This window comes from Candidatus Poriferisodalis sp., assembly GCF_965198245.1.
GTDB lineage: Bacteria > Actinomycetota > Acidimicrobiia > Acidimicrobiales > Poriferisodalaceae > Poriferisodalis.
This window is the reverse complement of the sequence record NZ_OZ240249.1, coordinates 1,514,414-1,528,712: the sequence shown is the minus strand read 5'-3', so window position 1 is coordinate 1,528,712 and position 14,299 is coordinate 1,514,414. Positions and strand designations below refer to the sequence as shown.

The 14,299-nt window shown below is 66.8% G+C and carries 7 protein-coding genes; 1 reads left to right on the top strand and 6 read right to left on the bottom strand.

The window, feature by feature from the left end; translation table 11 throughout:
- Position 1: 1 nt before the first annotated feature.
- A complete protein-coding gene (locus tag ACOCMM_RS07020) occupies positions 2-3,388 on the bottom strand; it encodes a glycosyltransferase (RefSeq protein ID WP_419552465.1) in 3,387 nt (1,128 codons plus the stop codon).
- Positions 3,389-3,489: 101 nt separating this feature from the next.
- Between ACOCMM_RS07020 and ftsH the strand changes: the two genes are divergently transcribed.
- Positions 3,490-5,577, top strand: coding sequence for an ATP-dependent zinc metalloprotease FtsH (gene ftsH, locus ACOCMM_RS07015; RefSeq protein ID WP_419552464.1), 2,088 nt, complete (start codon positions 3,490-3,492; stop codon positions 5,575-5,577).
- Here ftsH and ACOCMM_RS07010 read toward each other — a convergent pair.
- The 5 genes from ACOCMM_RS07010 to gmd are packed head-to-tail and all read right to left on the bottom strand — an operon-like array spanning position 5,574 to position 14,097.
- The gene (locus ACOCMM_RS07010; RefSeq protein WP_419552463.1) at positions 5,574-6,017 is read right to left on the bottom strand and encodes a thioredoxin family protein; all 444 of its coding nucleotides are present in this window, start codon (positions 6,015-6,017) and stop codon (positions 5,574-5,576) included. The genes ftsH and ACOCMM_RS07010 overlap by 4 nt on opposite strands.
- Before the next feature lie 7 nt (positions 6,018-6,024).
- On the bottom strand, positions 6,025-7,716 hold the full coding sequence (locus ACOCMM_RS07005) for a hypothetical protein (protein WP_419552462.1): 1,692 nt from the start codon (positions 7,714-7,716) through the stop codon (positions 6,025-6,027).
- A complete protein-coding gene (locus ACOCMM_RS07000) occupies positions 7,713-10,949 on the bottom strand; it encodes a hypothetical protein (protein ID WP_419552461.1) in 3,237 nt (1,078 codons plus the stop codon). Before ACOCMM_RS07000 ends, ACOCMM_RS07005 begins: the two co-directional genes overlap by 4 nt.
- Before the next feature lie 26 nt (positions 10,950-10,975).
- Positions 10,976-13,117 carry a SpoIID/LytB domain-containing protein gene (locus ACOCMM_RS06995; RefSeq protein ID WP_419552460.1) on the bottom strand — a complete coding sequence of 714 codons (2,142 nt, stop codon included), beginning with the start codon at positions 13,115-13,117 and terminating at the stop codon, positions 10,976-10,978.
- A complete protein-coding gene (gene gmd, locus ACOCMM_RS06990; protein WP_419552459.1) occupies positions 13,117-14,097 on the bottom strand; it encodes a GDP-mannose 4,6-dehydratase in 981 nt (326 codons plus the stop codon). Before gmd ends, ACOCMM_RS06995 begins: the two co-directional genes overlap by 1 nt.
- Positions 14,098-14,299 lie beyond the last annotated feature (202 nt).

The following is a 14,299-nucleotide window of genomic DNA, read 5'->3' as shown; positions in this document are numbered from 1 at the left end:
CTCACGCCGGCGTTTCAGCCGGGAGCGTGTAAGCCCCCAACGCGCCATACGCACCGGCCGCTGCCCGGTGGCGGATGCGCCAGATGTCGGCGATCACCCTCAGCGATTGAGAGGTGAGCCGGACCGTCGTGTCGGCCGAGTGATCCACGGCTACAGGCACCTCAGTGGCCGTCAGTTCGAAGTGTTCGACGAGATACAGCACTTCCACGTCGAAAGCGAACCCGTCGATGACGGAGCGGCTGAAGATCTGCTGTGCTGCGGTCGCCGTAAAGCCCTTGAAGCCGCACTGCGTGTCGCGGTAGCGGCGCAACAGCACCAAGCGAGTGAAGACATTGAACATCCGGCTCGCGAGTGCCCTCGTGGGCGGTGCCGGACTGATGGTGCGTGCCTCGGCGTGGCGGCGGTTGCCGAGCGCCACGTCAGCACCTCCCTCAAGCGCATCGATGAGGGAACGGAGCTGGCCAGGCGGGTAGGCCAAGTCCACATCGGTGAACAGACGCAGTCGCCCGCTCGCAGCGAGCATTCCCATGCGCACGGCTGCGCCCTTTCCGCGGTTCGCCTCCGACGACACCACCACATCGGCACCGGCTCGCCGGGCCGCCTCTGCTGTGCCGTCGGTCGAGCCGTCGTCCACCACCACGATCTCGAGTCGACCGTCCAGGGCTTCGTTGCGCAGGAAGGCAGCGCTGATCTCCGTCACCGCCGCTCCGACGAGGTGTGCAGCTTGGTAGGCCGGCAGCACGACAGACACCTCGGGTGCTTCGTCGAGGATTTCAGCGATCTCGCCGGCAATTGGTACAGCCGTAACGCTGGGTTCGGTCCCGCTGCCAGCGGGCATCGGCTCGTCCAGCGGGGGCGTCCACGGATCCGGGTGACGCGGTCCAAGCGAGCGGCGGCGGTCGAACCGTACCGGGGGCCGCACAGCGACGACCGCCAGCGCGATCACCCCGAGCACTGTTGCCAGCCAGGCGAGGTATTCGACGGCCGTGGCGCCATAGATGAGCTCAACGTGCTCATCGGTGGGAATCACCACCATCCAGTTGGGCGTCACGCGGTAGGGCCCGTCGGCGCCGCGTGCGGACCAGTTCGGAAAGTAGGACACCTTCACCAGCACCGGAACACCGGGCTGGTCCACCGAGAACGACAGCCAGTCCCGCCCAGTGTCGAAGTCGCTGACCTGCACTGGCGGCAGCGCACGCCGTGGTGCCGCGCTGAACCTCGCCAATGAACCCGACGTGCCGCTGTCGCCGCCGGGAGACAGCAGCAATGCCACCCGGGACCAATGCTGCGGCCCCTGTGCCGCGATCGGCACATCCCACGCCTCTGGGTCGTTCCACCAGATCGACGCCGGGTCGGTCCAGGCCCGCCCGGCTTGGGACACATCGGGTGCGACCGCGGGCTCGAAGGACAGCGGAGACACCACGTCGCTGTCAGCGACGAGGTAGATCGACCACGGGCCTGCCGAGGCGATGTGCCTCAAGCCAGCGGATTGATTTGCCGCTGCGGTCGCCTCGGAGCTGAACGATGCGTAGTACCGAATACCCGACATCTGCAGGTGCGGAACTCCCAGCGCGAAGTCCAGGGCGTTGTAGGGAAGGCCGCGCATCGGACGCGACGGTGCCGCCGACATCTCCGACTGCATGAGGAAATGGAACGGCACCGTCGGTGACGATTCGAAGTAGAGACCTTCCATCGACGCTATGCAGCCGTCAGTCCAATGCGGCAGAAGCATCGGGGCCATCGGAGTGCCATACGCACCCACGACGTCGCGGTCGTATTCCCACAGCAGACGCCCGCATTCGAAACGACCGCCGACATCGCTCATTGCGGTGACGAACTCGTAGTACTCGGGGTACGATGGTCGCCCTTCGTAGCCGCGGAAGTTCCAGCGCGCCCAGCCCGAGACGAAATTGCGGTCCTCCGCGGACACCGTGAGTGGACCCCAGCGGTAGGCGCCGCTGGCGTCGAGCCTGCCGCCCGGAGCGTCGCCGAAGCGCAGTGCCAGCAGGCCCACAGCCGCCACCAATGCGGCGACCGGCACCAGCATGCGTACCCAGCGCGCCGCCGGCACCAGCATGCGTACCCAGCGCGCCGCCGGGACCAGCTGCTCGCCGGCGGGGTGGGGACGGTCCGAGTCCCTTCGAGTCAGACCTTCGATAACGAGCCAGAGGCCCATCGCTGCCAGCAGGTACAACGCCAAGTACCAGAAGGGCAGGATGCGCGCGTTCCACAGCCGGTGCTGAGGCCAGTGCACAAATGCGAGGGCCATCGTGATGGCGATGACCGTCCACATCAACGCTGGGCGGTACCAGCGCGCCAAACCGACCGCAGCGCCGATGCCTGCGAGCACGAGCAGCCAGGTGATGCTGTGATGGGCTCCGTCGCCGCTGATCTCGTCGGCAAAGAACAGGTGCTCTCGTACGGAGGTCAGTCGCTCCCAGCCCATGTCGTTCAAGAAGGCCCGGCGGGCCGCGAACGGCACCGTCCAGAACGCCGACAGCAGCCCGCCGATGACGCCGATAGCAAGCGCGTGCCACGCCCGCCGCCATTCGAGCACCACTAGCGCCACGACGGCCGCAGCAGGTACGACCAGCCGAGGCAGCGCAGAGTCAGTGAGATTCCACACAGCGGCCCACAACACGATCGCAGCGATCGACGAGCCCATTGCCCGAACTCGGCCGATGCGATCGGGCAAGGCATGCAGGCTGCGCACTGCGACCATCAAGATGCTTGCCGTCACGGCGAACGCCAGCGGGATGGGGTGGCAGAGAGCCACGAACGCCAGGGCCAGGCTGGCCCGCGCGCGTCCGGTACCCCGCTCGAGCGAGCGCCAGAGCATGCCCAGGTAAACAAGCGTCGCCGACAATGCGATCGAGAACGCGAATTCCCCCGCCAGCGTCGACGCGGCGTTCCCGCCATAAATCGTGAAGTTCACGTCGAAGACGAACAGCAGCAGGGCCACCGCAGCCAGTACCCGCAACGGACGTGCCCAGCCCGCCAGCAATCCCATCAGCCATGCGGCGGCAGGCATCGAGACGACACCGCTGATCGCAATGAGCTTGAACGCCACGCCGAAGGGCAACACCACATCTGCTGCCACGATCATCAGGTACGGCAGCACCATGTAGAACTGCATGGCCGGCATGCCCGCGTACCACTCCGGTGTCCAGCCGCGCAGCGAACCCGCTGGCAGGAGCTCATCGCGCAGGAACGCTGGGCCCCAGACGTGAGCGCCCATGTCCCCACCGGTGGGCGTCGCCACCGATAGGACCCCGCCAGGGTCAAGCCACACAACAACGGCCGTGCAGCTCGCCAGGACCACTGCCGCTTCGATCCACGCCGGCAGCACCGCCCCTGCGCGCGAGGGGCGCATGGTCAGTGCGGCCACCCGCGCAGGTTAGTGGTCTGGCCTGCGACCATCTTCAGCACTGTGGGTCCGGTGGTGCCGCGCGGCTACTGGTAGCCGGAGCGCCGCCATAGCATGAACCCATGGCTTCTGAGGTGCCCTCGGGCGAGCGGCACTCCCGCGCGCGCAAGCCGCGCGCCAGCGAGCCCTCCGACGCGCCGGCCGACGACGACTCGAACGAGCGCTCCCGCCCCGAAAGCCCGTCTTCATCAGGATCCGGCGTTCGCCGGCGCAGAGAACGCTGGCCCCGCTGGTCGATCTGGTTGCTCGCCATCGTGCTGCTTTCGGTGATGTTCCTGCCGGGCATCCTGGGGAACGACGACAGCGAGCCCATCGACTACAGCGCTCTCATCGCTGAGGTGTCCGAGGGGAACGTCAACAGTGTCACCGTCACCAACGGCACCGGCGAGATCACCGGCGAGTTCGTCAACGGCACCACGTTCTCCTCCGAGGGGCCTGTCGAACTCCCCGAAACCGATCTCGCCTTGCTGAGAGAACGTGGCGTCTCCATCGAGTTCCACACCGACAGGCCCAACCTGCTCGTCAGCCTGCTGCCGTTCCTGCTGCCATTCGGCCTGATCTTCCTGCTCTTTTGGTGGATGCAGCGGCGTGCACAGGGGCAGATGTCGGGGATCATGTCGATCGGCCGCAGCAAGGCCAAGACCTACACCACGGAACGTCCGTCGACGAAGTTCGACGACGTCGCCGGCTACGAGGGCGTCAAGCAGGAGATCACCGAGGTGGTCGACTTCCTGAGGACGCCCGAACGCTTTACCGCTATAGGTGCCAAGGTCCCCAAGGGCGTACTGCTGGTGGGTCCGCCGGGCACCGGCAAGACGCTCATTGCCCGCGCAGTGGCCGGAGAGGCCGGTGTGCCGTTCCTGTCGGTCACCGGCTCGGACTTCATGGAGATGTTCGTGGGCGTCGGTGCCAGCCGCGTGCGCGACCTGTTCCAGAACGCCCGCAAGCTCGGGCGGGCGATCATCTTCATCGACGAGATCGACTCGATCGGCCGCAAGCGAGGCGCCGGGCTTGGCGGCGGACACGACGAGCGTGAGCAGACGCTCAACCAGATGCTGGCCGAAATGGACGGCTTCGAAGAGAGCGGCGGCATCGTGATGATGGCCGCAACCAACCGGCCCGACATCCTGGATCCCGCGCTGCTGCGGCCGGGTCGGTTCGACCGCCAAGTCGTGGTGCCGCTGCCGGAGTACTCCGAACGGCTGGCCATCTTGGCGGTGCATTCCAAGGACAAGAAGATCGACGACGACGTGCAGTTCGAAACCCTGGCCAAGGGCACTCCCGGCATGAGCGGCGCCGACCTGGCCAACTTGGTCAACGAGGCTGCCCTGCACGCGGTCCGGCGGGAATCGGAAACGATTGCCCAGATAGATTTTGAAGCTGCGCGAGACCGGGTGCTGATGGGCCAGCGTCGCGAGTCGGTGGCGCTGACGGAGCACGAGCGGGAAGTCACCGCATATCACGAAGGCGGGCACGCGCTCATTGCCACGCTGTTCCCGCATGCCGACCCCGTCCACAAGGTGACGATCCTGCCGACCGGACAGGCGCTCGGCGTCACCATGCAGCTGCCCGAGGAACGCCACGCTTACAGCCAGAACTACATCGAGGACCGGCTGGCTGTGCTCTTCGGCGGACGCATGGCCGAGGAAACCGTCTTCGGCGTGACCTCGACTGGAGCGGCCAATGACCTGGTTCAAGGCACAGAGTTGGCTCGCAAGATGGTCTCCGAGTGGGGCATGAGCGACCGGGTGGGACCGATGGCCTGGGGATCGCACGCGCAGGTGTTCCTCGGCGAGGATCTCGTCTCGGGGCGCGACTACTCCGACGAGACCGCCCGGGTCATCGACGAGGAAGTCGAGCGGATCCTGCGGACCCAGCAAGATCGGGCCCGCCGTGCGCTCGTCGAGAACCGCCCGGCGCTGAACCGGATCGCCGCCGCCCTGCTCGAACACGAGACCATCACGGGCTCCCAGATCATGGCGCTCGTTGCCGATCGCGATCCCGACGAGACGGCAGCGGCCGGCAATGGGCAACTCGACGCCCCCGAGGGGTCCGACACGGACGACCCCCTCTTGACAGACGATGCGCAGGACGCGCCGACGATTCCCCTCATCGAGCAAGCTGCTCCCCCGCCGCAGGTGGCCGACTAGCCCGCTGAGGGGCCCTGCGGGGGATCGGAGCGGCGCACAACCTGTGCGAGCGCCGCGGTCAGCCCAGACAGATCAACACGGCCGACCCAGCCGTCGATGACCTGACCGTCAGCGTCGGTGACCACCGTCGTGGGCACGGTGTCGATGCCGTGCTGGCGATGCAGCTCCCGTTCAGCCCCGAATGGCACTTCGGCGACCGGCAGCCCTGCGCCGGCGGGTCCCCGGATGACGGCCAACGCTGCTGCACAGGTGCGGCATGTCTCCTCGGTGAAGACCACCAGTGCCGGGCCGGCGGTGATGCCCACCGCCGTGAGATCTACGGCCGCGGGCAATTCCGATCTCGTCACTGATGTGGCCGCTGCGCCTCGGCGGCGCTGGGCCAGATAGGCCACCGCGAGCGCGACGACGACCAACACCGCAGCAATGGCGAGACGTTCCATCGGCGCTTCACCACCTCAGCGGATGGGCCACGCTCAAGCCGACGCCGCCGATCCGTGATTGCCACAGCAACACTGCGAACGGCGTGTCGGACGCCAGGAGGCGAGTCGTGCCGCTGCCGAGCCGGTGCGTGACCACACCCGATGCTGGCACGTCGATGACGGCGACCGTCTCACCGTTCAGCGTTCCGACCACGACCCGGCGGTCGCTGCCCCCTTCGACTGCTGGATCAGCGTCGGGGTCAGCGCTTTGGGCGGCAGTGGCCAGCGGATCGACCATGATCGTCAGAAACGCCTCAGCGCCGGGTTCGGGCCCGACGACGACCAGCCATCGATCGCTCGTCTGGACGATGCCGGGCACGAATGCCAAACCCGACTGCGCCCTCAGCACGGGCGGGCGGATCTCGACCACTGCCTCTACGTCAGCATCGTCAGATTCAGGGTCGCCGGTCTGCGTGCCGGCCGAAGCCGATTCGTCGGTCTGGGCGACCACCGTCGAAGACTCGCCGCCGGAAAGCTCGGAGACAGACTCGGCGGCAGCGTCAACACGGTCTGAGGCAAGCGCAATGTCGGTCAGCGGGCTCGCTGGGGTGCCGACCAGCGTCTCCGCCCACACGACGATCGGGACATCGTTCTGCGAGACAACGGAGACTCCGAATGGGAGGCCCGGCGGGGCGAGGAGCGTGTCGAGTCCAGGTGCCAGTTCGCCAGGCGCGGAGATCGTCAACTCCGTGACATCGTGCGATGCCACCGCGAAGGCCACACGGTCACCCGCTAAGCCCTCAGCCACCACCGATGCGACGACTTCCGCGACCTCATCGGAGGGATTGAAGATCCGTACCCACAGGTGTGTTCCATCGTCGATACCGGCTACCGGCACGAGCCAGCGTCCACCGAGGTTCACCGAAGCCAGCTCCGCAGCAAAGCCACGCCGGCCGATGCTCCCGTCGTAGGCCGCGAAGGAATCCACCGCGACGCGACCTGTGCGGGCCCGCACCGATGCAGCCACAACATCCCTGCGACGTGCATGTTCGCCGACGTTGACGACAACCGTGCTCCACGCCGGTACCACCACACCAGTCAGCGCTGGTGCGACGAACGGTCCGAATTCCGCCTCCGAGGCAAATGTGACATCGACGATTGCGTCCCGCGGCAGTGGATTCATGATTGCGAGCAGTCCCAGCGCATCGGCTTGGGTGTCCCCGACCGGGACGTACCAGTTCGGGGCCAGCACGCTTGAACAGCGAGCCTCGTCCACCCCGAGCGGGGACACGAATCTCCGCGTCACTGCCAGACCGCCCGAGGAGGCCTCCACCAGCGCCCCGATGACCTCGTCGCGCGCATAGTCGGAGGTGTTCACGACCCCGGTGCTCTGCGGTGCAACTTCAGCCCTCACGAATTGCCGGCCCGTCGTACGGCCGCGCAGCTCGACCGATACCGATGCCGTTGCACCGGTCATGTTCGTCAGCAGCAGCTCTGTAGTTGTCTCGCCGAATCCCCGAACCGGAACCCGCATGCCGACGACCGGGCAGAACCAGCTCGACGTCAATGCGTCAGGTGGCGGTACCACGACTCGCGTCAGCGCCTCACGCCCGTTGACCGCGGCCGTCGGCGGGTCCCGATCGATACGCGCATCGATCACCAAGGCCGCAACGATCAGCAGCGGGATCAACAGCCGCGGCAGCCAGCGGATGATCCTCATCGTCGTACCAACCGCTTCAAGGAGGCAGTCACGCGATCGGCGAGCGGCGTGGGCTGGCCGATCGCAACCCAGACCATCGCCAGCCAGATCAGCGCTTGAGCCGCCGTCCGGTTAGAGACGGCAACCGAGCGCTCATAGCTCAGCTCAGCCTGCCCAGCGTGGGGAGGATCGAAGCGCATCGCCCAACCCAGCGCCGGAGTCGGCTCCGTCCGTGTGTCCCCGATCTGGAGATACCAGCCCGGGTCGTAGGTCTCAGCCACCAGTACAGGTCCGGCGCCCACAGACCCGAATTGGCTCGTGGCCGACCGGTAGTCGGTGAGCACCCCGATGCCGTCGCTCAAATCGCTCACCACGAGGTCGACCGGATCAGTGGCGAAGCTGGCCGGGATCGGCTGTTCGAACTGCGAACGCGACGACCACCACGCCTCGTTGCGGAACACCTGCACCGATGGATCCGCCGCCAGGGGGCGCAGATCGATCTGGGAGGCGAGTGCCTCAGAGATAGCCGATGACACCGGTCGGTCCCAACCATCGGAGTACGACGGGCCTGAGCGCTCTACCACCACCACGTACCTGATGCCGAACGACCCCAGCAGCCTCCCCAACCGCAGCGTGTCGCCCGCCAGCCCGATCCGAACAGCTTCAAGCAGGCGCTCGGTGCCGGGTGCCTGCGGAGTCGCCCACGAGTGCCTCACGTCGGGGTATCCCCGTACCGAAGTCCCCGCCGCAAGTCCCTCCACGCCGAGATCGGTGCCACGCAGCGGCAAGACCTCTGGAGCGCCGATCCACAGGACTCGGTAGTCGGGTCCGACATCGCGGTCGTCGACCAGTCCCAACGGCACTCGGTGGTCGAAACCCGGAGCTGACCAATTGCCGTCGACCGATGCCCACGCCGTAGGGAGCACCATGGCCCCGACAGCGATGCCGCACAGCAAGACCATCGCACTGCGAATCCGGGGCGGCGTGTCGCCGTCGTCGGCTGCGAGCGCCGCCGGTCCCGAAGTTGCCGCCCAGCACAGACCCACGGCCCCCAGCGCCAGAGATACCGCCGCCAGCGAGTGTCCCAACAACCTCTCGCCCACCAGGACATCGGCCCATCCTGCGACGATGGCCCACGCCAGGGCGAAGCCGGCAAGCCCTACCAGCCAGCCGCGTACCGCCCACCACAACCGAACGCCGCGTGCGACCAGGAGCGGCACGGCTGCAGCAGCCACCAGCCCCCAGTTGAGCGGCAACTCGCCGAGCGGACCGGTCTGGAATCGCAGCAGCTCAGGCAGCGATGACGGCGTCGAGGCCGTGCGACTGCCAAGTGAGGCATCGAGGTAGGCCTGCAATGAACCGAACTCGATCAGCCAGGGAAGGTGCGCAACGAAAGCGAGCGCCACTGCGCCGACAACCTGCAGCAATCCGGCAAGCGGTGTACCGATCGGCTCGCGGCTCGCCGTTCGCCTCATCAACTCCACAACGGCGAGGGCCAACGCCGCAGCCAGGGCCAGCACGACGATGAACGGTTCGAAGGCTGCTGCCACGGCCAAGAGCAACCCAAGCGATGCCACCCTGGCTGAGGTGCCGCGCCGGCTTCCGTCGCGGGAGGCCCGAGCGGGGGAGGCGCCGATCAGCCGGCTCACGAGCAACACAACCGCCGGTGCAGTCCCGTAGGCCAGCAACACGTCCCAGCGACCGCCAGCGAACGCGTTGTACGGCAGCGGGCAGGCGGCGTACAGCACCAGTGCCACCAACCGGCCATTGCGACTCGGGGAGGACGCGCACAGTTTCCAGATGCCGACAAGGCCGGCCAGGACCAGGCCCCAGACGGCGATACCTCTCAACAGTCCTGTGGCGCCCAGCGCGACGGTCCCGCCGAGGCCCAGCAAGCCCATCGCCGGATGGCCGATGCCCGCGGCACCGACACCGCTGTCGCGCCAACCGTCGAGATACGCCCCGAGCATCGCGCCGGCGTCGGCGAACGCTGAGAACTGACCGTACGCGGGGATGCCTCCCCGCAGCAGGTGGCGGGAGCCGAAGGCGATGGCGCCGAGCACGAGCAGCCAGACCACCCACACGGATCGGTGGGCGTTACGTCGCCATGTGCCCAAGATGCTCTCGTCGATGGTGGTTCGTGCAGCCAGACCTCCTTCGGGACTCAGGCGGTATCGGAGCCAGTCGGCGACTCGCACCGAACCGCCCTGCTGCAATCGACGCAGATCGGCGTCGCGTACCCGCCGGTAACGCTTGGCGGCACCTCGCAGCGCGAATGTGCCTCCCACATGGCGCGCGTTCCACAGCCAAGCCAGTGTCACATCGGCGGCCTGAGCGAACCTCCCGCGCAGCGCCGAGAACAGCACCTCACCCGCTGCGAGCAAGGCTGCGAGCGCCGCAGCCGGCAGCAGGTGCACCCACCCGTAGCACTTGAACAGGGTGCGAAGCCGAGCACGGTGGTCGTGCTGGCGCACCGAGGGCCCTTGCGGGGCGCGTGCGACTTCGGGCCCCAGCAGCCCGGTTGCGGCCGGTACGACACGGACGCGAGCACCGGACAGCTGAATCCGCCAGCACAAGTCGACGACGGCGCCGTCGCCTTCCAGTGCAGGATCGAACCCGCCGACGATGCGGAAGTAGTCCTCACGCACGAGGAGGGCTTCGGTTGGCGCCACGAACAGATCGCGGGCCTCGTCATGCTGCTGTTGATCCAGTTCGCCTTCGCCGGCGACGGGAATTCGAACGCCGAGACGGTCTGCTGTACCGCCCAGATCGCGCAGCGTCACGGCGTCGTCGGCGTCCAGCAGCTTGGGGCCGGCGATGCCGACGATTCTGCCTGGGGCATTCTCGGCGTCTTCAATCAGGGTGCTGATGGCGTCGGCTGCCAGCGCGACGCGATCGGACAAGAACAGGAGATAGTCCGCTCCACGCACCAGCGACGCGCCCCGATTGTTGACTGCTCCCGTGCGCTGGCGGTGCGGGCCGCGGCTGCGATTCCGTCGTGACGACACTCGATTTGCGACAGCGGCGGTTGGGAACGCTTCCTGAACACGGCGGCCCTGTGCGCCCTCCGCATCGCACAGCACCAGCACGGCGAGCCGCGGATAGTCCTGCGTAGCCAATGCGCGCAAGGTGGCCTCGGTGTCGGACCATCGCGATCCCATCGTGACGATGGCTGCTACCGCCGGTGGAGGTGCCAGGACTGCCGGACCCACGGCGCCCTCGGATGACAGTCCGGTGGAGACGGGCGAAATCATGGCGATGTCACGTTTCGCACAGTTGCTTACCGCACCGATTCGACAGCAACGACGCCGGAACCCGCCCGAGAGGTGCGGTAGTCCGGCGCATCTCCGTAGTTGAAACTGGTTCCGTCACTCCATACCAACCAGTAGCCGTCACCAGTAGCAGTGCCGGCGATGGCGACCGTCCGCAGACGGTTCTGCCGGTCCGCCCGGTCATCGTGGTGCTCGGCCGACCCGACCGCATGCACCGCGGTATCAGCCCCGGCGAGCCAGTAGCCCTCGCCATCAGGCTTGACGGCTAAGCCGATCGCAACCTCGTCGGCGCCAAGTGGCGCACCGCAGCCGCCGTCATACGCATCGCCAAACGCCAGCACTCGACCGTCGGCGAGTGCCAGCCAGTAGCCGTCACCCGTCGGTGTGGCTTCGATGTCCACCACTGACGACGCCAAACGCAAGTGAGCGACGCCACCCCAGTGTCCGGCGGCACCAAATGCGAACACCGTGCCGTCGCCGGTCGCGAGCCAGTAACCGGCGCCCCCAGGGTGGCCAGCCATTGCCACGACGGGCTCCCCAAGGTTGACACCCATCGCATCACCGTGATCGCCAGCGTCCCCGAATCGGTGAACGTCGCCATCGGATGTGGCCAACCAATAGCCCTCGCCGCCGGGTTGCCCAGCCATCGCGACGAAGCGAGTCGACGAAGACGTGCCATTGCCGAAGTGCTCAGCGGCGCCGTCGGCGAGGACCGTCCCGTCTGATTTCAACACCCACAAGCCTGGACCGCTCGCTTCTACGGGTGTACCGCCCGACCCCGGCTCGCACGTGAAGCTCGGATCGAACTGCGAGAAGCGGTACCAGTCCGACCTCAGCGAGAACGCCCGCCGGAACGGATCGCGGGCCCATCGGCCCCATCGCCCGTCGGTAACACCCCTGTAGTCCTCGAAGTCCTCGACACCGTTCGTCCCGACGAGACGGAGCCCGCGCGTCCGACCCCCCCAGGCGCCGTTCCCGTTCCGGTGCGTCACCTCGATGCAGATCAGCTGGCCGATGTCCGGGAACTTGGTCTCGATGTCTGAGCGACGGATCCCACTTTCCCATGCGTGATTCGGGTTGCCTTGCGTGGCATCGCCGAGATCCTCAACACCCGGGAAGTGGGATCCCTCGTCGATTCCGGCGGTCCAGCCGCCACTGGAAGAATGGAACTCGGCGAACGCAATCCGGCCGTCGGGGTGAACGAGGACTCGCCCGGCAGTATTGATGATGGCCGTGTTGGTGTGGATGTAGCGGGTGCCATGGTCAAGGCCCTGCCCGTTCTTCGCGGCACCTGCATAGACCTGACAATTCCAGTAGTCGCACGTGTCGGTGAACATGCCGCGGCGTTCACGTGCAGCAGCGAGCGACAGCACATAGGACCGGGCCGCGATGGCCTGGGCTTCCAACGCCGCTATGCCGCGTCCGTTGCCTGCTGCACCCCACTCGGGGATGCTCTCGCGCGGCACTACACCGCGCAAGTACTGCTCTAGCGGAACTCGGTTGACGGCAACTGGACCGTTTTGATCGACCACTGCGAGCGAGCCGCGGTACGCGACACGCATCGATTCCACTGCTGAATCGGTGTCGTCGCAATAGATCATCACGAGCATCTGAGACTGGTCGTCGACACCGAAGTCATCGTTGCTGGGCAGCACCTCCACAAAACGATCTCCGCGACGGCTCGATGCTGTCAGCCCATCGGCGACGAGGTTGCCCCTCGCTCCGCAACCGCTGTTCGAGCGGACCCAGAAGTCGCCACCGCTGACGCCGACTCGAGCGACGGCCCCGCCGCCGAAGTCGCGACCGGCAATGCTGAACGCAGATTCGGAGGTGACGAGCAAGTCGCCACGGTTGCGCGTCAGGTGGACCCAAATATCCCGTTCGGCGATGTCGGTTTGCGAGGTATTGCTGTAGTAGTGGCCAAGGATGCGTTCGCTGGTCCAGCCGTAGTCCAGCGCATAGCCGAGCGCTCCCCATTGGCTCAGACCATTGCCGTGGCCGAAGCCGCGGCCCTCCACGATGATCACGTCGGGCGCCAGTCGGTATTCGTTCTGCTGAGCACCCGCACTAGGCGCCGCTACTGCCAGCGTGGCGGCCAGCACTGCCGCGGCGACGATCGCCCGTATGGCACGCGTCGGCATCGAGTCCATCACTGCAGCTTGCGCCGCTCGATCTCGAGGTCGTGGGAGACCATCGTTGTCACCAATTCGTCGAATGTCATCCGAGGTTCCCATCCCAAGACCCGTTTGGCCTTGGATGCGTCGCCCACCAGCAGGTCGACCTCAGCTGGGCGAAAGAACCGGGGGTCGATCCGAACGTGGCGCTCCCAGTCGTCGATGCCCGCTGCGGCAAATGCAAGCTGGACGAAGTCGCGCACAGCGTGGGTGTGCCCGGTCGCAATCACGTAGTCGTCGGGCTCGGGCTGCGCCAGCATGAGGTGCATCGCCCGCACGTAGTCGCCGGCGAAACCCCAGTCGCGCTTGGCGTCGAGGTTTCCGAGCGCTACTTCGTCCTGCAGGCCCAGCTTGATGCGCGCAACGGCGTTGGTGACCTTGCGGGTCACGAACTCGAGGCCGCGTCGCGGCGACTCGTGGTTGAACAGGATGCCGCTGCAGGCATACAACCCGTAGCTCTCGCGGTAGTTCACGGTGGTGTTATGGCCGAACACTTTGGCTGAGCCATATGGACTGCGCGGGTGCAATGGAGTCAGCTCGTTCTGAGGGGTCTCGCGCACCTTGCCGAACATCTCGCTGGACGAAGCTTGGTAGAAGCGGATCGGATTCTCCACCCCGCCCACAAGGCGGATTGCCTCAAGCAGTCGAAGCACGCCCAGACCGGAAATGTTGGCGGTCAACTCGGGCTGTTTGAACGACAGCGCCACGAAACTGATCGCGCCAAGGTTGTAGACCTCGTCGGGCTGGGTGTACTCGAGCGCGGCGATGAGGGACCCGAGGTCGGCGAGGTCGCCGGGCACGAGCTCGACATAGGGCAGGTCGGCAGCCATCGCCTCAGAGCGCGGATTGCGCTGGCCGGTGATGAGCCCGACGACCCGGTAGCCCTCGCCGTGCAGGAACTCGGCGAGATACTGGCCGTCCTGTCCGGTGATTCCGGTGATGAAGGCCGTCGGCACGAGTCGGCTCCGGATCGGGTGGGTGGAGTGCGGGCGTCGGGGCGCGGCGGCGTTCGGGACCGGACCGATGGAGGTCGTTCCGGCTGAGAGGCGAGTCCCGGGTGCGGGATTGTGGCGCCTCGGTTCAGGGTACGGGGCACCGGCATCGCTGTGAAGTCACGTGGGATCGCTCTGAGGCTCACCCGTATGACCGACGGGTTCC